The 22,460-nt window shown below is 66.7% G+C and carries 19 protein-coding genes; 16 read left to right on the forward strand and 3 right to left on the reverse strand.

What is annotated here, in order from left to right:
• Positions 1-7: 7 nt before the first annotated feature.
• The 15 genes from ACFJI2_RS10290 (at position 8) to ACFJI2_RS10360 (ending at position 19,213) form a co-directional block, all read left to right on the forward strand.
• Positions 8-3,919: an FAD-dependent oxidoreductase gene (locus ACFJI2_RS10290; protein WP_377704901.1), complete on the forward strand. Its 3,912-nt coding sequence runs from the start codon at positions 8-10 to the stop codon at positions 3,917-3,919.
• Positions 3,920-3,989: 70 nt separating this feature from the next.
• Positions 3,990-6,293 (forward strand): PAS domain S-box protein, encoded by a 2,304-nt coding sequence (locus tag ACFJI2_RS10295; protein ID WP_377704902.1) that lies wholly within the window; start codon positions 3,990-3,992, stop codon positions 6,291-6,293.
• Positions 6,294-6,373: 80 nt separating this feature from the next.
• A complete protein-coding gene (locus ACFJI2_RS10300) occupies positions 6,374-7,042 on the forward strand; it encodes an aquaporin (RefSeq protein WP_377704903.1) in 669 nt (222 codons plus the stop codon).
• A 124-nt stretch (positions 7,043-7,166) separates the two neighbouring features.
• Positions 7,167-7,598 (forward strand): hemerythrin domain-containing protein, encoded by a 432-nt coding sequence (locus tag ACFJI2_RS10305; RefSeq protein WP_377704904.1) that lies wholly within the window; start codon positions 7,167-7,169, stop codon positions 7,596-7,598.
• A gap of 41 nt (positions 7,599-7,639) precedes the next feature.
• Complete coding sequence (gene hmpA / locus ACFJI2_RS10310; protein WP_377704905.1) at positions 7,640-8,821, forward strand: NO-inducible flavohemoprotein; 1,182 nt, start codon at positions 7,640-7,642, stop codon at positions 8,819-8,821.
• 78 nt (positions 8,822-8,899) lie between these two features.
• Positions 8,900-9,352, forward strand: coding sequence for a MarR family winged helix-turn-helix transcriptional regulator (locus ACFJI2_RS10315; RefSeq protein WP_377704906.1), 453 nt, complete (start codon positions 8,900-8,902; stop codon positions 9,350-9,352).
• A 46-nt stretch (positions 9,353-9,398) separates the two neighbouring features.
• Complete coding sequence (locus ACFJI2_RS10320; RefSeq protein ID WP_377704907.1) at positions 9,399-10,850, forward strand: efflux transporter outer membrane subunit; 1,452 nt, start codon at positions 9,399-9,401, stop codon at positions 10,848-10,850.
• Positions 10,851-10,855: 5 nt separating this feature from the next.
• Positions 10,856-12,178, forward strand: a complete 1,323-nt coding sequence (locus ACFJI2_RS10325) for an efflux RND transporter periplasmic adaptor subunit (protein ID WP_377704908.1) — start codon at positions 10,856-10,858, stop codon at positions 12,176-12,178.
• Between the two features lies 1 nt (position 12,179).
• Positions 12,180-13,721 (forward strand): MFS transporter, encoded by a 1,542-nt coding sequence (locus ACFJI2_RS10330; protein WP_377704909.1) that lies wholly within the window; start codon positions 12,180-12,182, stop codon positions 13,719-13,721.
• A 77-nt stretch (positions 13,722-13,798) separates the two neighbouring features.
• Entirely contained in the window at positions 13,799-13,978 is a 180-nt protein-coding gene (locus ACFJI2_RS10335) for a hypothetical protein (protein ID WP_377704910.1), read from the forward strand.
• An 83-nt stretch (positions 13,979-14,061) separates the two neighbouring features.
• Complete coding sequence (locus tag ACFJI2_RS10340) at positions 14,062-16,371, forward strand: FdhF/YdeP family oxidoreductase (RefSeq protein ID WP_377704911.1); 2,310 nt, start codon at positions 14,062-14,064, stop codon at positions 16,369-16,371.
• 1 nt (position 16,372) lies between these two features.
• Complete coding sequence (locus tag ACFJI2_RS10345; protein ID WP_377704912.1) at positions 16,373-17,278, forward strand: LysR family transcriptional regulator; 906 nt, start codon at positions 16,373-16,375, stop codon at positions 17,276-17,278.
• A gap of 42 nt (positions 17,279-17,320) precedes the next feature.
• Complete coding sequence (locus tag ACFJI2_RS10350; protein WP_377704913.1) at positions 17,321-17,782, forward strand: MarR family winged helix-turn-helix transcriptional regulator; 462 nt, start codon at positions 17,321-17,323, stop codon at positions 17,780-17,782.
• 62 nt (positions 17,783-17,844) lie between these two features.
• Positions 17,845-18,780 (forward strand): nitrilase-related carbon-nitrogen hydrolase, encoded by a 936-nt coding sequence (locus ACFJI2_RS10355; protein WP_377704914.1) that lies wholly within the window; start codon positions 17,845-17,847, stop codon positions 18,778-18,780.
• Positions 18,781-18,796: 16 nt separating this feature from the next.
• The gene (locus ACFJI2_RS10360) at positions 18,797-19,213 is read left to right on the forward strand and encodes an organic hydroperoxide resistance protein (RefSeq protein WP_377704915.1); all 417 of its coding nucleotides are present in this window, start codon (positions 18,797-18,799) and stop codon (positions 19,211-19,213) included.
• A 22-nt stretch (positions 19,214-19,235) separates the two neighbouring features.
• Here ACFJI2_RS10360 and ACFJI2_RS10365 read toward each other — a convergent pair whose 3' ends face one another.
• Positions 19,236-19,703, reverse strand: coding sequence for a hypothetical protein (locus ACFJI2_RS10365; RefSeq protein ID WP_377704916.1), 468 nt, complete (start codon positions 19,701-19,703; stop codon positions 19,236-19,238).
• A gap of 143 nt (positions 19,704-19,846) precedes the next feature.
• Here ACFJI2_RS10365 and ACFJI2_RS10370 point away from each other — a divergent pair, with 143 nt between their 5' ends.
• Positions 19,847-20,998, forward strand: coding sequence for a tyrosine-type recombinase/integrase (locus ACFJI2_RS10370; RefSeq protein WP_377704917.1), 1,152 nt, complete (start codon positions 19,847-19,849; stop codon positions 20,996-20,998).
• On the opposite strand, the gene ACFJI2_RS10375 is transcribed toward ACFJI2_RS10370, so the two are convergent.
• Both ACFJI2_RS10375 and ACFJI2_RS10380 read right to left on the reverse strand, forming a co-directional pair.
• Entirely contained in the window at positions 20,991-21,818 is an 828-nt protein-coding gene (locus ACFJI2_RS10375) for a nidogen-like domain-containing protein (protein WP_377704918.1), read from the reverse strand. The two genes, ACFJI2_RS10370 and ACFJI2_RS10375, sit on opposite strands and share 8 nt — an antisense overlap.
• Positions 21,819-22,066: 248 nt before the next feature.
• On the reverse strand, positions 22,067-22,396 hold the full coding sequence (locus tag ACFJI2_RS10380; protein WP_377704919.1) for a DUF3693 domain-containing protein: 330 nt from the start codon (positions 22,394-22,396) through the stop codon (positions 22,067-22,069).
• Positions 22,397-22,460: the final 64 nt, after the last annotated feature.

Here is a 22,460-nt window from a genome sequence, read left to right on the forward strand (position 1 = left end):
GGCCGCGATGACGCCAGCCAACGGATATAACGGAACGCCTTTCGCCAGTTTCTGGCAGGCCGGCTACGAAGGGGCCGACCACATCAACCACGCCGGCCACGCGCTGGACATGAACGCCGTCACCGGCCACCTGGATCGCGCCCGCAGCGATTACGAGCAGGCCGCGCGGCTCGGCTTTCGCACCGTGCGCGAGTCCATCGGCTGGCGGCTGTGCGAGCGCGACGGGCGCTACGACTTTTCCGCGCTGGAAAGCCGCTGCCGCGCCGCGCAGGAACTGGGCCTGCAGGTGAGCTGGACCTTTTGCCACTACGGCATCCCGGACGACGTGGACCTGTTCGGGCCGGATTTCGTGCCGCGCTTCGCGCGCTTTTGCCGCGCGGCCGCCGAGTACCTGGCGCCGTATGCGGGGCCGCAGCCGGTGTATTCGCCCATCAACGAAATCTCGTTCACCAGCTGGGGCTTGTCCATCCATATGTTCCGCATCAAAAATATGCACCACCCGGACCCGGGCGGGGAGGGCAAGCGGCAGCTGGTGCGCGCCAGCATCGCCGGCTGCGACGCCATCTGGCAGGTCACGCCGGGCGCGCGCATCCTGCAGTGCGACCCGATGATCCACGTGATCGCGCCCGCCAACCGGCCCGACTGGGCGGCCCAGGCAGCCGGCTGGCGCGCCTCGCAGTTCGAGGCGCTGGACATGCTGTGCGGCCTGGCGCAGCCGGAGCTGGGCGGCGCGCCGCGCTACGTGGACATCATCGGCGGCAACTACTACCACAGCAACCAGTGGGAAAGCGGCACCAACCTGCGCCTGTGGTGGCACCTGGGCGAAGCGCGCCGCTTGCCGCTGCACCGCATCCTGATGGAATACCAGCAGCGCTACGGGCGCCCCTTGCTGCTGGCCGAAACCAGCCACGTGGGCAGCGGACGCGGCGCGTGGATACGGGAAATGGCCAGCGAGGCGGCGCTGGCGGTGCAGCAGGGCGTGGACTTCCACGGCATCTGCCTGTATCCGGCCATCGACCGGCCGGACTGGGAAAACGCGGCGCACTGGCACCACAGCGGACTATGGGACCTGGACCGGGACGGCCCCGACCCGCTGGCGCGCGTGCTGGTGCCCGGCTACGCGAGCGCCCTGGGCCAGGCCATGCGCCTGACCGGCGCGCTCTGTACAACATCTACCAAGGAGAACAGCATGGAAACCATCATCGTCTTTAGCCATTTGCGCTGGGATTTCGTCTACCAGCGGCCCCAGCAGTTGCTGACGCGGCTCGCGCAGCACTACAAGGTGCTGTTTGTCGAGGAACCCCTGCACGATGACGGTCCCGCCAGGCTGACGACCTGTCAACCGGCGCCCAACGTGACCGTGTGTCAGCCGCACACGCCGTCCAGCGCGGCCGGCTTCCACGACGACCAGATTCCGCTGCTGCAGCCGCTGCTGGAAAAGCTGGTGCCGGACGGCGAACAGCCCATCGTGTGGTTTTACACGCCGATGGCGCTGCCGCTGCTGGCCAAGCTGCACCCGTCGCGCGTGGTGTACGACTGCATGGACGAACTGTCCGCGTTCAGGAATCCGCCGCGCCAGCTGCTGCAGCGCGAGACGGCGCTGCTGAACCTGGCGGACGTGGTGTTTACCGGCGGACCCAGCCTGTATGAGGCGAAGCGCACCCGCCACCCCAATGTGCACTGCTTCCCCAGCAGCGTGGACGTGGTGCATTTCGAGCAGGCGCTGGACCGCAACAACGGCCATCCGTTGCACCAGGACATCCCGCGGCCCCGGCTAGGCTTCTATGGCGTGCTGGACGAGCGGCTGGACGCGGAGCTGATCGCGGCGCTGGCGGACACGCATCCGGAATGGCAGATCGTGCTGGTCGGCCCCATCGTGAAGATCGCGCCGGAAACGCTGCCGCAGCGGCAGAACGTGCACTACCTGGGCCAGCAGCCCTACGAGGCCTTGCCGCACTTCCTGGCGGGCTGGGACGTGTGCCTGCTGCCGTTCGCGCTGAACGAGGCCACGCGCTACATCAGCCCGACCAAGGTGCTGGAATACATGGCCGCCGAGCTGCCCATCGTCAGCACGGCGATTGCCGACGTGGCCGGGCCGTACGGCGGCACCGTGGCCATCGGCCGCAATCACGCGGAGTTCATTGCCCATTGCGAAGCGGCGCTGCGGCAGACGGAGCAGGAGCGCGCCGCCATGGCGGCGGACATGCGCGCCATCGTCTCGCGCACATCCTGGGATGCGACCGCCGATGCCATGCATGCACTGATCGGCGGCACGCCGCCCGGCGGCGGCCGCGTGCGCCAGGCGGCCGGCACATCGGCGCCCCTGCGCCCGGCCACGCCGCCCGCGGCGCAGCCGGCAGCGCAGCAGTCGGCAGCACCGCCGCCCGGTCCTGGGCCAGCGGCTCCAGCGCCGGGCGGCGCGGCCAATGTCAATCCGCTGCGCGCGCAGCAGCCGGTGCAGCAGTTCGGCGCCATCATCGTCGGCGCCGGCCCGACCGGGCTGTCGGCCGCCTACCACCTCGGCCCGGACACCTTGCTGCTGGAGCGCAACTCCACGGTCGGCGGCTGGTGCCGCTCGATCCGGCAGAACGGCTTCACCTTCGACCACGCCGGCCACATCATGTTCTCCAACGATCCCTACGTGCTCAAGCTGTATGACATCCTGCTGGGCGACAACCAGCACTGGCAGATGCGCGAAGCCTGGATCTACAGCAAGCAGGTATACACGCGCTATCCCTTCCAGGGCGCCCTGCACGGCCTGCCGCCGGACGTGATCAAGGAGTGCATCGTGGGCGCCATCGAGGCGCGCTACGGCAAGGCCGGCAACGACCCGTCCATGTGCGAGGCGGCCGGCGTGCAGGACTGCTGCGCGGACGGCACGGCCGACGTGGTCAACGCCGCCAATCCGGGCGGCGTGGCGCGGCGCCAGGAAACGCGCAACTTCGAGGACTTCATCCACAACGTCTGGGGCGCCGGCATCGCGCGGCATTTCGCCATACCCTACAACCGCAAGCTGTGGACGGTGCCCTTGAGCGAGATGGAAACCTCCTGGCTGGGCGGGCGCGTGCCGCTGCCGGACCTGGGCGAAATCATCGACGGCGCCTTGCAGCCGGTGGCCCGCCCGATGGGGCCGAACGCACGCTTCGGCTATCCGCGCCGGGGCGGCTTCCAGGCGCTGATGAACGGCTTCCTGCCCCATATCCGGGGCAAGCTGGAGCTGAACGCGGACGTGGTGCAGCTGCTGCCGGCCGAGCGCACCATCGCGCTGGCGGACGGCCGCCGCTTCCAGTACCAGCGCCTGATCAGCACCATGCCGCTGCCGGAGCTGGTGCGGCTGATCGGGGCCGAGGCGCCGGAAGCGGTGCGGCAGGCGGCGCGCGCCTTGCGCCATGTGTCCATCCGCTGCGTCAACATCGGCATCGCCCGCACCGGCGTCACCGACAAGCACTGGATTTACTACCCCGAAGACAGCATCTTCCACCGCATATTCGTCCAGGGTAATGCCAGCCCCGAATGCAACGCGCCGGGCGGCTTCGGCTTCACCTGCGAAATCTCCTACTCGCCCACCAAGCCGCTGCCGCTGGAAGGCGACGCGCTGGTGGCGCGCTGCATCGCCGACTGCGTCAAGGTCGGCATCATGCGGCCGGACGACCGGGTGCTGGCGGCCAACCAGGTCGACATGCCCTATGCCTACGTGGTGTACGACCACGCGCGCGCCGCCAACGTGGCGACCGTGCGCCAGTGGATGGAGTCGCAGGGCATCGTGCTGGCGGGGCGCTACAGCGAGTGGGAGTACTACAACTCGGACCATGCCTTCATGGCCGGCAAGCGCGCGGCGGCCGAGGTGGCGGCGCAGCTGGCGGCCGGCACGCACGGCGCCCGTGCCTTGCACGGCAATAGCCATGCGGCGGACGCCTGAATGCTTGCGCCGCCGGCGCCAACGGTTCATACTCGCATAGCACAATAACAACATTCTGCGGGGCGACTGGATGACGACGGATTTCGATCGGCTGGTGCTGGAACAGGCGCCCGGCGGGGTGGTGGTGGCCAACCGCAAAGGGCAGGTGGTGCATTGGACGCTGGGCGCCGAGCAACTGTTCGGCTACGCGGCGGCGGAAGCCATCGGGCGGCCGCTGTTCGATTTGGTCGGGATGCCTGGCCAAAGCTGGGACAGCTTCCTGCAGGAACTGGGCCGCAGCGGCGGCGTCTACGACTACGAATGCCTGCGCCGCCGCAAGGACGGTTCGCCGCTGTTCGTGGACGTGGCCAGCAAGGTCATTGTCGACGCCGACCGCGTCGAATACATCCTGTGCACCAAGAAGGACATCACGCGCCAGAAGGCGCTGCGCGACGCCAAGCACGTGGAGGCGAAGTTCCGCGACGTGCTGGAATCGACGCCGGACGGCATCATCATGGCCAACTCCACCGGCCTCATCGTGCTGGCCAATTCCCAGGCCGAGCGCCTGTTCGGCTACCTGCCGGGCGAGCTGCGCGGCTTGCCGGTGGAAATCCTGCTGCCGGCGCGCTACCGGGGCGGCCACGTGGCGCACCGGTCCAATTACTTTGTGCAGCCGCGCCCGCGCACCATGGGCGCCGGGCTGGAGCTGTACGGGCTGCGCAAGGACATGGTCGAGTTCCCGGTGGAGATCAGCCTGAGTCCCATCAGCACCGAGGAGGGCACGCTGGTGATGAGCGCCATCCGCGACATCAGCGAACGGCGCAAGGCGGAGCAGAAATTTCGCGGCCTGCTGGAGTCGGCGCCGGACGCCATCGTCATCGTCAACCGGCAGGGCGAGATCGTGCTGATCAACTCGCAGACCGAGCAGCTGTTCGGCTACGACCGGCGCGACCTGCTGGGCAAGCGCATGGAAGTGCTGATCCCGCAGCGCTACGCCAGCGGCCACCCGCACCTGCGCACCAGCTTCTTCGACTCGCCGCGCCCGCGCTCGATGGGCGCCGGGCTGGAACTGTACGGCCTGCGGCGCGACGGCACCGAGTTCCCGGTCGAGATCAGCCTGAGCCCGCTCGAGACGGAGGGCGAAGTACTGGTCTCAAGCGCCATCCGCGACATCAGCGAGCGCAAGCGCATTGAACGCACGCTGCATGACCAGAAAATGGAGCTGGAGCGGGCCGGCAAGGCCAAGGACTTGTTCCTGGCCAGCATGTCGCACGAGCTGCGCACGCCGCTCAACGCCATCCTCGGCTTCACGCAGCTGCTCAATAACGACGCGCTGCCCATCACGGCGCTGCAGCGCAAGACCTTCATGGGCCACATCCTGAAGGCCGGCGAGCACCTGCTGACGCTGATCAACGAGATCCTCGACCTGGCCAAGATCGAATCGGGCACCGTCACCTTGTCGCTGGAGCCGGTCGGGCTGTCCGAGCTGCTGCACGAGGCGCACCGCATGGTGGAGATGGCGGCCACCAAACGCGGCATCCGCGTCATCGTCTCGCCCATCGCCGGGCTCCACGTGCAAGCCGACCGCACGCGCCTCAAGCAGGTGGTGCTCAACCTGCTCTCCAATGCCATCAAGTACAACCGCGAACAGGGCGCGGTGGTGGTGGACTGCCTAGCAGCCGGTGCGGACAAGGTGCGCGTGTCGGTGCAGGATACGGGGCCGGGGCTCAAGCCGGAGCAGGTCGAGGCGCTGTTCCAGCCCTTTAACCGCCTGGGCCAGGAAGGCGGCAGCGAAGAGGGCAGCGGCATCGGCCTGGTGGTCACCAAGCGCCTGGTGGAGCTGATGGGTGGCGCCATCGGCGTTGCCAGCACGCCCGGCACCGGCAGCGTGTTCTGGATTGAACTGCCTGTGACGGCCGCCCAGGACGATGCGCGCGCCGCCATCGCCGCCGCCGCGTCCGTCCAGGAGGAAGCGCCGGTGCCGCCGCGCGGCTGCCAGCCCATGCTGCTGTACGTGGAGGACAATCCTACCAACCTGCGCCTGGTGCAGGAAGTATTGGGCTTCCGCACCGACATCAGCCTGATGACGGCCACCGATGGCATCGAAGGCCTGCGGCTGGCGCGCGAGCACCGCCCGGACATCATCCTGCTGGACATGAACCTGCCCGGCCTGAGCGGGCGCGAGATCCAGCGCCGCCTGCGCGACACGCCAGCTCTGGCAGCCATTCCGGTGCTGGCCATCTCCGCCAACGCCATGCGCAACGACATCGATGCCGCGCTGGACGCCGGCTTCTTCCGCTACCTCACCAAGCCCATCGACGTCGCCGCCTTGAACGATGCCCTCGACGCCGCCCTGGCCCTGGTGCGCGCCAACGGCAAGATGCAGGCGCAATAACAGGTATAGCCGCGCGCTGATCCCCGCGCCGGCGGCGCTCCCTACAGTGGAGGGTCGTTCGGATTGGATAGGGGAATGCGGTGGCAGGGATAGGAAAACGCTTGGCGGCGGAATGTGTGGGGACGGCTTTGTTGCTGGCGATATCGTGCGGAACCGGCTTTGCCGGGGCGCGCCTGGCGAACGGCGAGGCCGGCCTGGCGCTGACGCTCGGCTCGGCCGCATCCAGCGTCGGCCTGGCGGTACTGATACTGGCTTTCGGCCCGGTCTCGGGCGGCTTGTTCAGCCCGGCGCTCACCCTGTCGCAGGCCTGGCGCGGCCAGCTTGCGCGGGAGGAAGCCTTGCCCTACATCGCAGCCCAGATCGGCGGCGCCTTCCTCGGCGCGGCCGCTGCGCACGCCATGTTCGGCATCCCCTGGCTGGTCGCGTCCACGCAGGTACGCAGTGGCCCGGGGCAGTGGCTGGGCGAGTTCGCCGCCACCTTCGGCCTGCTGGCGGTCTTCATTGGCTGCGGCCGCAGCCGCCCCGCGGCCGCGCCATTCGCCGTGGCCGCTTACGTGATGGCGGCTTGCTGCTTCAGCCCCTCGGCCGCCTTCATGAACCCCGCCATGACCTTGGCGCGCGTGTTCGGCAGCGGCGGTATCCGCCTGGCTGACGCGCCAGCCTGCATCCTGTCCCAGCTGGCCGGCGCCGCCGCCGCCACCGCCTTGTTCCTCTGGCTGCACGGTCCGGCCGGCCGCCGCGCCGCGTAGCGCTCGCCCGGCGGCAGGGACGCTTGCGCCTTTAAACATGTAGAGCATTTGCATGTTTAAGAAAAACCCGATATAGTTGAGTCACATTGATAGCGAAACCGACAGTAGAGAAGGAGCGAAGGCTGTGAACATCGACAAATTCAAGCATCAGCACGAGGACATCCTGGCCGACATCGCCGCATTGCGCCAGCTGGTCCATGGCGGCATCGAGGCCAATGCGGAGCGCATCGCCGCGCGCATCATCGCAATGAGCGGCAACATCAAGCTGCACCTGGCGGTGGAGGACAAAGTGCTCTACCCGACACTGCGCAGCAGCGGCGACGCTGCCCTGGCGCGCATGAGCAATCTGTACCAGCTCGAAATGAATGGCATCGTGGCCGCCTACATGGCGTTCGCCACCACCTGGAATGCCGCCAGCCACCTGTTGGCCGCGCCGGAGCGATTCCGCGCCGAAGCCAACACCGTGCTGCGCAAGGTCTACGAGCGCATGAAGAAGGAAGACCACGAGTTCTACCCGGCCGTGGAGGCGCTCGAGGCCGAACGCCTGGCCGCTTGATTACCGAACACCCGATCCACTACTAGAAAAGGCTGAACACCATGTTAACCCCGGAACACCGCGCCATCATCACCGCCACCGTGCCTATCCTGAAAGAGGGCGGCGAAACGCTGACGCGCCACTTTTACCTGAAGCTGTTCAACGATTTCCCCGAAGTGCAGCCCTTCTTCAACCAGACCCACCAGCACGGCGGCACCCAGCAGCGCGCACTGGCCAATTCCATCCTGATGTACGCGTCCAACATCGAGCGCCTGGAAGAACTGGGTCCGCTGGTGAAGACCATCATCAACAAGCACGCCGCGCTGCAGATCCTGCCTGAGCACTATCCTAAAGTGGGCGCCGCGCTGCTGGGCGCCATCCGCGAAGTGCTGGGCGCCGAAGTGGCCACCGACGCGGTGATCGAGGCCTGGGCCTCGGCCTACGGCCAGCTGGCCGACATCCTGGCCGGCGCGGAAGAGCAGATCTACCAGGCCAACGAGCAGGCCGAAGGCGGCTGGCGCGGCGCGCGCGAATTCAAGGTGGCCGCCAAGACGGTGGAAAGCGACGAGATCACGTCCTTCGTGTTCGCCCCGGCGGATGGCGGCAAGGTGGTGTCCTTCCTGCCCGGCCAGTACATCACCGTGCTGGTCACGGTGGCCGGCCAGGAAATGCGCCGCCAGTACTCGCTGTCGGCGGAGAGCAATGGCGCCACCTACCGCATCAGCGTCAAGCGCGAGCCGGACGGCAAGGTGTCCAACCACCTGCACGACCAGCTGAACGAGGGCGACAGCATCACCCTGTTCCCGCCGGCAGGCGCCTTCACGCTGGCCGAGAGCGACAAGCCCCTGGTGCTGATCAGCGGCGGCGTGGGCATCACCCCGACCCTGGCCATGCTGAGCGCGGCATTGCGCACGCGCCGCCCGGTGCACTTCATCCATGCCGCCCGCCACGCAGGCGTGCATGCCTTCCGCAAGCACATCGACCAGCTGGCCGAGCAGCATCCGCAATTGACGCGCTACTACGTCTATGAACAGGAGCAGGGCAGCGGCGCCAAGGCGCACGCCACCGGCTACATCGGCAAGGCCCACCTGGCCGACTGGCTGCCCGAGTCGCGCGACGTGGAAGCCTACTTCCTCGGCCCGACGCCGTTCATGAAGGCCATGAAGTCGCACCTGCGCGAGCTGGGCGTGCCCGAGGCGCAGACCTACTACGAATTCTTCGGCCCCGCCGAGGCGCTGCAATAATCCCGTCTTGCGCTTTTCGGAAAGTCTCGTATAATGGAATTACTTGCCTAGGCAGGTAATTCCAAAAGGGCAACTCCGATGAAATTCGACACCTCCAAAGTCTGGAACAATATGTTCACCGGCGGCCTCGGCTTCCTGCTGGCGCAGGCGCGCACCGGCTTCATGGCCGACATGGAGCGCGAGCTGGCGCCGCTGAACATCACGTCCGCCCAGTTCATGGTGGTGGTGGGCATTGCGCACGACCGCGCCCGCACGCTGACCGAATTCTGCGACTTCATGGGCTACGACAGCGGCGCCATGAAGCGCCTGCTGGACCGGGTGGAGGAGAAGGGCATCATCCGGCGCGTCCGGTCCCTGGAGGACCGCCGCAGCCAGATCCTGGAACTGACCGAAGAAGGCCACGCCATCTATCCGCACATCATGGAGGCAGTGCGGCGCGTGCACGCCCGGTCGCTGGACGGCTTCACGCCCGACGAGGTGGCGACGCTGCAAGGCTATCTTCAGCGAATTATCGCCTCGAACCGCCGCTGAATTTTTTTTATCGAAATACCTGCCTAGGCAGGGAAAGGTATAGCAGATGAACACTTTACGCTTGCCCACTTTGGGCGCCCTGGCCGCCGTGTCGGCGCTGCTGGCCGCTTGCGCCAGCGACGGCGGCCTGAAGCCGGAGGCGAAGCTTAACGGCGCGAGCCGGCTCAGCGCATCGGCAACGCTGGCTGCCGCGCCGCTGTCGCCGGCCGCCTGGCCCGCCTACGACTGGTGGCAGCGCTACGGTGACGAGCAACTGAACCGCCTGGTGGACGAAGCGCTGGCGAACAGCCCGACCATGCGCATGGCCGATGCGCGCGTGCGCCAGGCCGCCGCCGTGGCGGGCATCGCCGGCGCGGCGCTGTCGCCGCAGGTGAGCGGCGCGGGGCGCAGCAACCGCGTGCAGTTCAGCGAAAACAGCAACGTGCCCAAGCCGCTGGCCGGTTCCTGGAAGTGGAGCAACGAGGCCACGCTGAACTTCTCTTACGAGCTGGATTTCTGGGGCAAGAACCAGTCTGCGGTCCATGCGGCGCTGGGACGGCAGAAGGCGGCCGAAGTGGAGAGCGAGGCCGCGCGCCTGCTGCTCACGGTGGGCGTGACGCAGACTTACCTGAAACTGTCGCAGCTCCATGCGCAGCGCGACCTGGCCGAGGCAGTGCTGAAGCAGCGCCAGCAGGTACTGGAACTGACGCGCCAGCGCGTGGCGGCCAAGCTCGACTCCCAGGCCGAACTGAAACAGGCCGAGCTGGCCATACCGGTCGCGCGTACCGACATCGCCGTTGCCGACGAGGCCATCGCGCTGGTGCGCACGCAGCTCGCCGCGTTGCTGGGCGCCGGGCCTGACCGGGGCCTGGCCATCGCGCGCCCGCAGATGCAGAAGAGCCGTCCGGCCGCCGTGCCGTCCACGCTGCCAAGCGAACTGATTGCGCGCCGCCCGGACGTGGTGGCGCAGCGCTGGCGCGTGGAAGCACTGGGCAGCGACATCGCAGTGGCCAAGGCGCAGTTCTACCCGACCATCAACCTCAATGCGCTGGTGGGCCTGCAAAGCCTGGGCTTTAGCGCCCTGCTGCAAGGCGGCAGCAGCATCGCCAGCGCCGGCGCGGGCCTGAGCCTGCCGATTTTCGACGGCGGCCGCCTGCGCGGCAACCTGGCGCTGCGCAATGCGGACTATGACGTGGCTGTGGAAGCCTATAACCAGACGCTGGCCGACGCGCTGCGCGACGTGGTGAGCCAGCTGGTGTCCATCCAGTGGCTGGCCGAGCGCAACGCGCTGCAGGCCGAGGCGCTGGCGACGGCGCAGCAGGCGTATGACTTGTCGGTGCAGCGCTACGGCGCCGGCGTGGGCAATTACCTGCAGGTGCTAGCGGCCCAGATCCAGGTGCTGGCGCAGCAGCGCGCGCAGATCGAACTCGATACGCGCGCCTTCGACCTTGACATGCAACTGGCGCGCGCCCTCGGCGGCGGCTATCGCCAGGATTCCATTCCCTTGACTTCGCGGTGATCAACATGACTCAGCCAACCCATCCAACCACGGCGCCAGCGACGGCGCCTGTCCAGACGCCGGCGGGCCGCTCCAGGCTTGCCAACATCGCCGCCGCCGCGCTGCTGGCCGGTTCCGCCGGCGCCGCCTGGCTGATGCTGTCCCCGGACGGCCACCAGGTCACGGAGGACGCCTACGTGGAAGGCAACGTGGTGCAAGTGACGCCCCAGCTGTCCGGCAGCGTGACCGAGATCGGCGCCGACAACACCGACTACGTGCAGGCCGGCCAGGTGCTGGTGCAGCTCAACGAGGTCGATGCCCGCCTCGCGCTGGAGCGTGCCGAAGCCCAGCTGTCCAAGGCGGTGCGCCAGGTGCGCTCGCAGTTCGCCAACGTGACCCAGTCCCGCGCCAACGTCACGCTGCGCGCCGCCGACCTGTCGCGCGCCACGGCAGACCTGGCGCGCCGCCGCGAGCTGGCCAACAGCGGCGCCATTTCCGGCGAAGACCTTCACCACGCCGAAGACGCGGTGAAGGTCGCCCGCGCCGCGCTCACGGTGGCCGAGCAGCAGCTGGCCGGCTCCAGCGCGCTGGTGGACCAGACCAGCATCGCCAGCCATCCCGACGTGCAAGCCGCCACCTCGCAGCTGCGCGACGCCTACATCGCCTCGGCCCGCACCACGCTGCGCGCGCCGGTCAGCGGCCTGGTAGCCAAGCGCAGCGTGCAGCTGGGCCAGCGCGTGGCGCCCGGCGCGGCGCTGATGTCCATCGTGCCGCCCGAACAGATGTGGGTCAACGCCAACTTCAAGGAATCGCAGCTGCGCGACATCCGCATCGGGCAGCCGGTGTCGCTCACGGCGGACGTGTACGGCAAGGAGGTGCGCTACAGCGGCCGCGTCGTCGGGCAGGATGCCGGAACAGGCAGCGCCTTTTCGCTGCTGCCGGCGCAAAACGCCACCGGCAACTGGATCAAGGTGGTGCAGCGGGTACCGATTCGTATCGCGCTCGATGCTGGGGAACTGGCGGCGCATCCGCTGAAACTGGGCCTGTCGATGCGCGCCTCGGTGGACACGACAGACCGCAGCGGCGCCGTCGCCACCACCGCCATGACGCGCCGCGCCGCCTACAAGACCGCCATCTTCGAGCGCGAGCTGGAGCAGGCGGACCAGCTGGTGCAGCGCATTATCGTCGCCAACAGCGGCGGCGAAGCGGGTTCCAAGTCGGCAGCCGCCCCGACGCCGTCCTTACCGCCGTCTTTATCGCCGTCCTTATCGGCGTTGCCTGTAGCGGCCCCCGTCCGCTCGGCCGCCCCGGCTGCATGGCAGCTTGCCGCAGGCGGCAGGGCGAACTGACATGCAAGCCGCGTCCTCCCCGCCACGCCATCCGCGCGAGCGCGCGCTGCTGGCCACCATCTTCCTGCTGAACGGCGTCGAGTTCCTGCAGGCGGGCATGCTCGCCTTCGGCGCAGGCCCCATCATGGGCGCCATCGGCGCCTCGCCGGAAGAGTTCACCATCGTGACGGCGGTGTACGCGGTGGTGGCGATTGCCGCCATCGCCAAGCAGCGCTGGCTGGTCGAGCGCATGGGCTGGCGTCTGTTCATCCAGGTTTCCGTGGCGCTGTTCGTGGGCGGCGCGGCGGTCTGCGCCACCAGCGAGGCCTTGCCGCAATTCCTGCTCGGCCGCGCCATCATGGGCATGGGCGGCGCCGCCTTCATGACCAGCGCGCGCCTGATGGTGAACCTGATGCCGCCCAGCCCGCGCCGCTTCCTCGGTATCGCGGTCTTCGCCAGCGCGCTCGCCATCGGCAACGCCCTGGCGCCGTGGTGCGCGGCCACCGCCGTCTCGCACGACAGCTGGCAGGGCATCTTCGTGCTGCTGTCCGTTCTCGCGGCCGGCGCAGCGGTGCTGGCCGGCTTCAGCCTGCCGACTGACGTGGCGCCGCCCGCCCAGCGCACCGAAGCGCACCCCATGGTGCTGCTGACCATGCTGGGCGGCGCCTTCCTCAGCCTGTACGCGCTGCAGCGCGCCAGCTACGACTTCTATGCCGACGCGCTGCCGCTGCTGCTGGCCATCCTGCTCGGCACGGCCTCGCTGCTGTACTTCGCGCGCCACCAGTACAACCATGACACTCCGCTGCTTGTGCTGAAGCGCCTTGCCAAGCCGCGCTACCTCACCGGCCTGGCCTTGTTCACGCTGTGCTACATCGTCCTGGGCGGGAACAACACCATGTTGCCTGTGCTGATGCAGCGTGCGCTGGGCATCCCGTGGGAAGTGATCGGCAAAGCCCAGGCGGCAGGCCTGATCGCGGCGCTGCCCGCGTTCTGGATCATGGCGTCCATCCTGCGCAAGCGGCCGTCACCGAAGAAATTCTACGTCGCGGGATTTGCCTCGCTGGCCATCTGCGGCCTGCTGCTGGCGCGCCTGAACGGCGAAGCGGGGCTATGGACCCACATCGTGCCGGCAATTGCCGCCTACGGCGTGTTCATCATCCTGGTGATGGCCACAACCGCGATCCAGACCTTCGTCGATCTGCAAACCGACGAACTGGCCTTCACCCACGGCCAGCAGCTGAAGAACATGCTGTCCCAGTTCGGCCTGGCGCTCGGCACCGGAGGAGCCGCGCTCGCGCTGCAATGGCGCAGCACCGAGCATGCAGCCATCCTGGCGCGCCGCTTCGGCAGCGCCGACGCGGCTTTCAGTGCGGCGGCAGGGCAGTTGACGGAGCAATTCGCGGCCAGCCACGGCGCGCAAGCGGCGCAGATGGCCGTGGCCACACTGGCGCAGCAGCTGAACCAGCAGGCGGCGCTGCTGTCCGCGCTGGACTATTTCGGCGCGCTGGCGGCGTTCGCGGTATTGGGCGGGGTGGCGATGGCGGCCCAGCGCGTGCTGCGGTAACGCGGCCCCGGGCGAACCCAGTATAGCCGGCAAAAGTGCGTGGGCCGCGCACGATACTTCTCGTATTGTCTGCGGCAATGCCAACCCTGGCGCAGGCCGATGTGCAGCACACGGTCACCCGCCTGGCCCTGCCCGGCATCGGAAGTACCGCCGTCTCGATCAACAATTCCGCACCTTTGCGGGCACACCATGCTGCCGGCCTGGGCGTGGTCGGCTATGCCGCCCGCCGCCGCAAATCCAGGGCCAACCCTTCCTAGACCGGGCAGGGGGCCGTGATGGCATGTACCTGCACGGCCCTGTGGTAAAGTGCGCGGCTTATCGTGTCACTGGAGCGTTGGTTTTGTTTGACAAGTTTATTCCCATTCAAGCCTATGACAAGCCTGCGGGCGGTTTCGGATCGCTGCGCGGCACGGCCAGCGCGCTGACCGGCAACGGCGCCTTCCCCGCACTGAACACGCTGCCGCGCGTGAACCAGCCGCAGGGCATCGACTGCCCGGGCTGCGCCTATCCGGACTCCCCGACCGACAAGGCAGTCGATTTCTGCGAGCAGGGCGCCTGGGCCATCTCGCACGAAGCCACGCCCAAGCGCGCCACGCCAGCCCACTTTGCCAAACACACGGTCACGGAGCTGCGTCGCAGCGAGGAGTGGCAGCTGGAAGCCATCGGCCGCCTGACGGCTCCCATGCTTTACGACCGCGCCAGCGACACCTACCGCGAAATCGAATGGGAGCAAGCCTTCAGCCTGGCTGGCGTAGCGCTGCGCGCGCTGGACCACCCGAACCGTGCGGTGTTCTACGCCTCCGGCCGCAGCAGCAACGAGGCGGCCTTCCCGTACCAGTTGTTTGCGCGCGCCTTCGGCACAAATAATCTGCCCGATTCGTCCAACTACTGCCACGAATCGTCCGGCGACGCGCTGCGCTTGTCCATCGGCGTGGGCAAGTCCACCGTCACGCGCGAGGACTTCGAACACGCCGAAGCGGTGTTCGTGTTCGGCCAGAACCCGGCTACCAACCACCCGCGCATGCTGGGCGACCTGCGCCACGCCAAGCTGCGCGGCTGCAAAATCGTCGTCTTCAACCCGCTGCTGGAGCGCGGCCTGCAACAGTTCACCGACCCGCAAGCGGCCGGCGAGATGCTGACCGGCGCCAGCACTGCTATCGCGGACGAGTATTGCCAGGTGCGCGTGGGCGGCGACATGGCCGCCATCACCGGCATGATCAAGGCCCTGCTGGAGGCGGACGACGCCAGCACGGCGCCGGGCGGCCTGCTGGACCGCGCCTTCATCGCCGAGCACACGCAGGGCTTCGAAGCGCTGCAAACCGTGGTGTGCAGCCAGGACTGGGCGGACATTGAACGCGACAGCGGCCTGGCGCGCGCGCAGATCGAGCACGTGGCGCGGATCTACGCCGAATCCAATGCCACCATCAGCACCTGGTGCATGGGCCTGACGCAGCACGAATACGCCATCGAAACCATCCAGATGCTGACCAACCTGATGCTCTTGCGCGGCAACGTGGGCAAGCCCGGCGCCGGGCTGATGCCGGTGCGCGGCCACTCCAACGTGCAGGGCGACCGCACCGTGGGCATCACCAACCGGCCGCGCGCCGAATGGCTGCAAGGCCTGGAGCGCGTGTTCGGTTTCCAGCCGCCCGCTGAGCCGGGGCTGGACGCCGTGGCCACCATCAACGGCCTGCTGGACGGCTCGGTGCACGCGTTCACCGGCCTGGGCGGCAATTTCGCCGTGGCCGGTCCGGACAGCCCGCGCGTGCTGGCCGCGCTGTCGCGCTGCAAGCTCACCGTGCACATCGCCACCAAGCTCAATCGCACGCATCTGTATCCGGGCGAAACCGGGCTGCTGCTGCCTTGCCTGGGCCGCACCGAGCACGACGAGCAGGCCGGCGCCCAGCAGTTCGTCAGCGTGGAAGACACGGCCAGCATGGTGCATGCCTCCACCGGCCGCAACCGGCCCGCCAGCGGCAAGCTGCGCTCCGAGCCGTTCATCGTGACCGAACTGGCGCGCCATACGCTGCCGGAATCGAAGATAGACTGGGCGCTCATGGGCCGCGACTACGACGCCACGCGCGAGCTGATCGAACGCGTGGCGCAGGGCGCGGTGGCCGGCTTTGAGCGCTACAACGCCAAGATCCGCCGCAAGCGCGGCTTCCATTTGCCGAATACCGCCGCGCAGCGCGTCTGGAAGACCGACAGCGGCAAGGCCAATTTCGCGCCGCACGCGCTGCCGCAGGACAGCATCATGCAGCGCGCCCGCGCCGTGCACGGCGACCGCGTGGTCTGCCTGGCCACCGTGCGCGCGCACCGCCAGTACAACACCACCGTGTACTTCGACCCGAAAGGCGAGGTGGACCGCTACCGGGGCGTGCACCATACGCGCAAGGTGCTGTTCGTCGGCGCGGCCACGCTGGCGCGGCTCGGCTTCAAGGACGGCGACACCGCCAACCTGCGCGCCGCCTCGCTGGACGGCATCGATCGGGTGGTGACAGGCTACCGCCTGGTTGAGTATCCTATCCGGGGCGACGACGTGTTCGGCTATTTCCCCGAGCTCACGCCGCTGTCCTCGCCGGACCTGACGGCGCGCGGCTCGAACACGCCCGCCTTCAAGGAAGTACCCATCCTGATAGAGAAAGCCTGATATGGACCGCCTCGACGCCATGCGCATGTTTGTACGGGTAGTGGAGGTGAACAGCTTTAACAAGGCGGCAGAAGGCATGTCGCTGCCGCCTTCGACGGTGACGCGCGCGGTGAAGGAGCTGGAGGCGCACATCGGCGTGCGCCTGCTGCAGCGGACCACGCGCCGCCTGAGCCTCACGCCCGACGGCACCATCTATTACGGCCACTGCCGCCGCTTGCTCGACGAGCTGGACGAAGTGGAGGCCAGCTTTCCCGGCAACTCCGGCCAGCCGCGCGGCAAGCTGCGGGTGGACATGACGCCGTCCTTCGCCCGCAACTTCGTCATCCCCTCGGTGCGCCAGTTCCTGGACCGCTATCCCGACGTGCAGATGGCGGTAACGGTGAGCGACCGCCCGGTGGACCTGGTGCAGGAGGGCATAGACTGCGTGATCCGCGCCGGCCAGCCCGAGGACTCCACCTCGCTGGTGGCGCGCCAGATCGCCAGCTTCGGCTGGATGGTGGCGGCGGCGCCATCCTATATCGAGCAGTACGGCACGCCGAAGACGCTGGAGGACTTGCAGCACCACGTGTCGGTCGGCTACCTGCTGGGCCGCACGGGCAGGGCGATGGACTGGGTTTTCAACGACGGAAACACCACCGTCAGCGTGCCGATGAAGAGCCGCCTGTCGTCCAACGACACTAGCACCTATGTGCAGGCCGGCCTGCAGGGGCTGGGGCTGATCTGCACCGCCGCCTACCTGGTGCGCCCGCACGTCCAGTCCGGCGCGCTGGTGCAGCTGCTGGCCGACTACAGCTCGCCGCGCGTGCCGGTTTCCGTCATGTATCCCCAGAACCGCCACCTGTCGCCCACGGTGCGCGCGTTTATCGACTGGATAGGCGAACTGATGGCCGAATCGTCACCGAATTAAAAGCGCTTGACATCATGGTGTATATGCACCATACTGCATTCCATGATGAAGAACACCGCACAAACCAATCAACCGGATGCCAGCCTGATGGACGACGTGGCAGAGCAGTGCCTGCTGACCCGCACGCGCACCATTTCGCGCGTGATCACCAGCATCTACGACAACGAGCTGCGTCCCTACGGGCTGACTTCGTCGCAGTTTTCGTTGCTGGTGCGCATTGTGCGCATGAAGGGAGCGAGCAGGGCGGACCTGGCCCGGGCCAGCCACCAGGAGCGCTCCACGTCCACCCGCAACCTGCAGGTGGTGCTGAACGAAGGCTGGGCCGAGGAAGTTATGCCGGAGAAGGGCCGCAGCCGTCCCATCAAGATTTCCGCCGCCGGCACGGAGCTGCTGAATGCCGCAGGGCCGGCCTGGCGCGCAGCGCAGGTCAAGGCGACCCGCCTGCTGGGCGAGCAGGGCGTCGCTTCGCTGGTCGGCCTCGCAGCCGGATTGCCGCCCGAATAAGGTTTCGATTTTTTTTGCAGCATATAGTGTATCTACACCATGTAATTTCTCAGGAGAGCATCATGACCATTATCAAAGCCGCAGCCGTTCAAATCAGCCCCGTACTCTACAGCCGCGCCGGCACCGTGGAAAAAGTCGTCCGCAAGATCCGCGAGCTGGGCCAGCAGGGCGTACAGTTCGCCACCTTCCCCGAAACGCTGGTGCCGTACTACCCCTATTTCGCCTTCGTGATGGCGCCGTACGCGCTGGGCCAGGAACACCAGCGCCTGCTGGAGGAGTCCGTCACGGTGCCGTCGCCGGAAACGGACGCCATCGGCGATGCGGCGCGCGACGCGCACATGGTGGTCTCGATCGGCGTGAACGAGCGCGACGGCAGCACCATCTACAACACGCAGCTGCTGTTCGACGCCGACGGTACGCTGATCCAGCGCCGCCGCAAGCTCACGCCCACCCACCACGAGCGCATGATCTGGGGCCAGGGCGACGCTTCCGGCCTGCGCGCGGTGGACAGCGCCGCCGGCCGCATCGGCCAGCTGGCCTGCTGGGAACACAACATGCCGCTGGCGCGCTTCGCGCTGATCGCGGACGGCGAACAGATTCACTCGGCCATGTATCCCGGCTCCTTTGCGGGCGAGCTGTTCGCCGAGCAGATGGAAATCAATGTGCGCCAGCACGCGCTGGAAGCGGCTGCCTTCGTGGTATCCGCCACTGCCTGGCTGGATGCAAGCCAGCAGGCCCAAATCATGAAAGACACCGGCGGCCCGCTGGGCCCCATCTCGGGCGGCAATTTCACCGCCATCATCGCGCCGGACGGCCGCATTATCGGCACGCCGATTACCGAGGGCGAAGGCGAAGTGATCGCCGACCTGGACTTCGCACAGATCGACGCGCGCAAGCGCCTGATGGACGCGCGCGGCCACTACAGCCGCCCCGAGCTGCTCAGCCTGTCGATAGACCGCAATCCCAAGAGCGTTATCCATTCCGCAGCATCTTTTTAACCAAAGGAGTATCACCATGAGCAAGATCCAGGAAGTGCTGTACACCGGCAAGACCCACACCACCGGCGGCCGCGACGGCGCCTCGCGCAGTTCGGACGGCAAGCTGGACGTCAAACTGAGCGCGCCGTGGTCCAAGGGCGACGGTACCAATCCCGAGCAGTTGCTGGCCGCCGGCTGGTCGGCGTGCTACCTGGGCGCCCTGGGCAAGGCCGCCGCCGAATTCAAGGTGGCGATGCCGGCCGACGCGGCTATCGACGCCGAAGTGGACCTGGCCAAGGGCGAGGACGGTTTCCAGCTGCAGGCGCGCCTGCACGTCAGCCTGCCGGGCGTGGAGAAGGAAATCGCCCAGCGCATGATCGAGCGCGCCCACGCCACTTGCCCATATTCCAAGGCGCTGGGCGCCAGTACCGGCGTGCAAACCACGCTGGCCTGAGCGGGCAGGGGAAGGGAAGCTGCTAGCGGCCGTGCTCCGTGTACAGGCTGACCCTGCCGATCGACAGGGCAGCACTGGCGCGCATGGCGTTGCGCGGCTTGAGCAAAATCTGCAGATGCTTCTGGTCCCATTCCGGCTTGCAGCGCAGGCGGGTGAACACCTCGGTGATATCGAGCGCCGCATGCAAGCTCGAATAGGGCAGCGCGCCGGCATAAGTCTCGTCGCTGGGGGCGGTGCAGGGCGGTACGCCCAGGTAGACCTCGAACACCGGGGGCAGGCCCTGGTCCACCATGTCCTCGAAGTTCAGGAACACGGCGTCATAGCTGCCGTCCGAGGCCGGGGCGCCGACCACGGTCAGCTTGGGCAAGCGGCTGGGCGGGGGATGGTGGGCCGACGCCAGGAAGCGCAGCGTAATGAGATGCACGGTGGACCCCAGCACTTGCGGCTCGGACGTGGCGGCGAACAGGCGGGGCGCGGCGGCAGGTTTCATTCAACTCTCCGATAACGGTGCCATTATCATTTTGAGTATAGACATAAAAGCCGTGTTATTCCGCAAGGAAATTCAAGTCGAGATTACTGTTTATATTGTCGAGTATAAATGCTGTATAAACTACTGTATGTTATACTGTGTTTATGACCAGTAAATTTACCTTGATCGACCTGGAGCCATTGACCGGGCAGGCCCGTCGGGCGGATTTGAATCCCTACCGGGAAATGCCCGAAGACGCACTGACCGACGCGCGCACGGACAGTGAAATTGCCCGTGAATTCATCGGCCACGGCGAACTCAGCGCCAAATCGCGCACCAACACGCAGAAGGAATTGTTCCGCTTCCTGACTTGGTGCCGCGAAGAAGCAGGCAAATCGCTGCGCCAGCTGCAGGTGGCCGACTTAAACGCCTACAAGGAATTCCTGCGCGAGCCGCCGCCGGACTGGATTTCAACCACCAAGTGGCCGCGCACAGACCCGCGCTACAGGCCGTTTAGCGGACCGCTGTCGGACCCAAGCCGCCGCCAAGCCATGATCGCCGTCAAGGGACTGATGGCATTTGCTGAACAAACAGGCTACCTGCGGCGCGACCCCGGCGCCTTGGTCAAACACGTGAAAACCCGTGGCGCCAGCCGCATCACGCGCTACCTGAGCCAGGACGCGATCAATCTCGCGCTGGCCACCGTGGCCGGCCGCGCCGCCGATTTGCCCGCCGAACTGCGGCGCCGCGCGCGCGACCTGTTCCTGCTGCTGGCCTACACGCACACCGGCGCGCGCCTGAACGAGATCGTCAGCGCCAATATGGGCGACATCTACACCGAAGGCGGCGGCCGCTGGTGGCTGGATCTGCTAGGGAAAGGCAACAAGCCGCGCCGCGTGCCGGTGCCGCCGGACCTGCTGGACGCCTACCGCGCATACCGCCAGGCGTACGGCTTGCTGCCGCAAACCAGTCGCGCCGACACCACGCCGCTGGTGCTGTCCAGCCGCAGCCGGGAGCCGGCGCGACTGACGGATGAAGCGGCGTCGAACGCCTTGAAAGCCGTGTTCGCGGCGGCGGCGAGCGCAGCGGCGGCCCAGGGCGACGCCGACATGGCCGACACGCTGCGGCAAGCGTCCGCGCACTGGCTGCGCCACAGCATGCTGACCAACCACGCCAACAACGGCGTGCAACTGAAGACGCTGCAGGATACGGCGGGCCATGCCAGCATCGCCACCACGGCCGCCTATCTGCACAAGACCGACAACCAGCGCCACGACGAAATCACGGCGTCGGTGAACGGCAAAAGTATTACTTGAAGCTGCGGCGGCGCGTGTAGGCCAGCGCACCCATGCCCATGACGAACAAGGCGACGGAACCTGGTTCCGGCACGGTGGTCGGCTCCAGGCGTTCGTTGAACCAGATGTGGTGATTCGCCACTTGCGCAGCCAGGCCAATCTGGCCGGAACCGTCCATCAGCACGCCGTTGGTATTGCCGTCGCCAAAGCCGATGATGGCCGGGCCGGTGCTGCTGTCCGGCGTGCGTTCCCAGGCCATGTTGCCGTAATAGAAGCCGATCGAGCCTTCACCGACCGGCGTCAGGTAATTGGTGCCGCGCAGGATCAGCTGGAAGCTGTTGGTCAAGTCGCTGTGGGTGTCGAAATAGCCCACGTTGTCCCAGGTGATGATGATCTGGTTGGCGATGTCGGTCCGCACGTGCACCACGCCGCTGGCCGCGTCGCGCGTGTCCACGTCCGAGAAGAACGGCGCGATGATGGGCATGGCCGTGTTGACCGGGCCGATAGGATCGTACGCGGCCAGGCCGGCGCCAAAGGTCACGTTGCCGTTGTTGTTGATGTACAGCGAGCTGTAGGTGTTGCCGAACAGGCTTACGTTGAAGCCCAGGTCGATGGCGCCAGCGAAGCCGTCGTCATTGCGTCCGTCCGCCTGGCCGACGTTGGCGCCGTTGCCGCCGTCGGTGGTGACGACCACCGAGCCGATGCCGCCGCCGATCGCGTCGGTGTAGTAACCGGTAGAGGATTTCAGCGCGGCTTGGGAGACGTTGGTGACGGTAGCGTTGGCAGCCAGGCTGGTGGCCGCGAAGATGGCGGTGGCGATAAGCTTAGGAAGAATCTTCATTCGGTAGGTTCATTCTGAAAGTTGAGGGTGCAGCCCTTACAGCAAGGATCGTGCCATTTTAATAAGTCTTTGTTTTTAAACAACTGGCGAGTCTTCTGATTGTTTTACTGTAAATGTTTCCGACACATTGGATTTCACGATTGAGTTAGCGTACCGCATCTGTAATTCGCATAATCTATATTTCTGTTATGCGATTTTTTGTGGGCTCCCCGAACGGGGAGCCGCGAAGAAAAGCGGTCTTTTACTGCCTATCGGCGTGCAACACCTACCAGATTGCACAGACCATTAGCCAATAGGAGGTCAGTGAAAGACGCGGACAATTTGTCCAGCATGCCCGCCCAAGCGGCACGCAGTTCCGGCGTCTTGGAGCGCTCCATGTGCATATCAAGCAACACTTTTCCGGCGTTTACGCCCAGCACTTCGGCGACCCGCAGTGCCATTTCATCACTGAACGCGTCCATGTCTTTGCGATAGCGGCTCAGCTGTTGCTTGGAGCTTTGCAGCGGCTTTTGCAAGGCGTAGTCAGAGGGGGCTTGCAGCTTTTCGCGCACCAAGTCCAGGTATTCCGAGGGTTTCATTTTTGCTCTCCTAGGGCTAGCCCGCCTATGCCTAGGCGGTAATTCCGTAGGGTAGTCCATAGTC

The sequence above is a fragment of the Pseudoduganella sp. UC29_71 genome, from assembly GCF_042693265.1.
GTDB lineage: Bacteria > Pseudomonadota > Gammaproteobacteria > Burkholderiales > Burkholderiaceae_D > Rugamonas.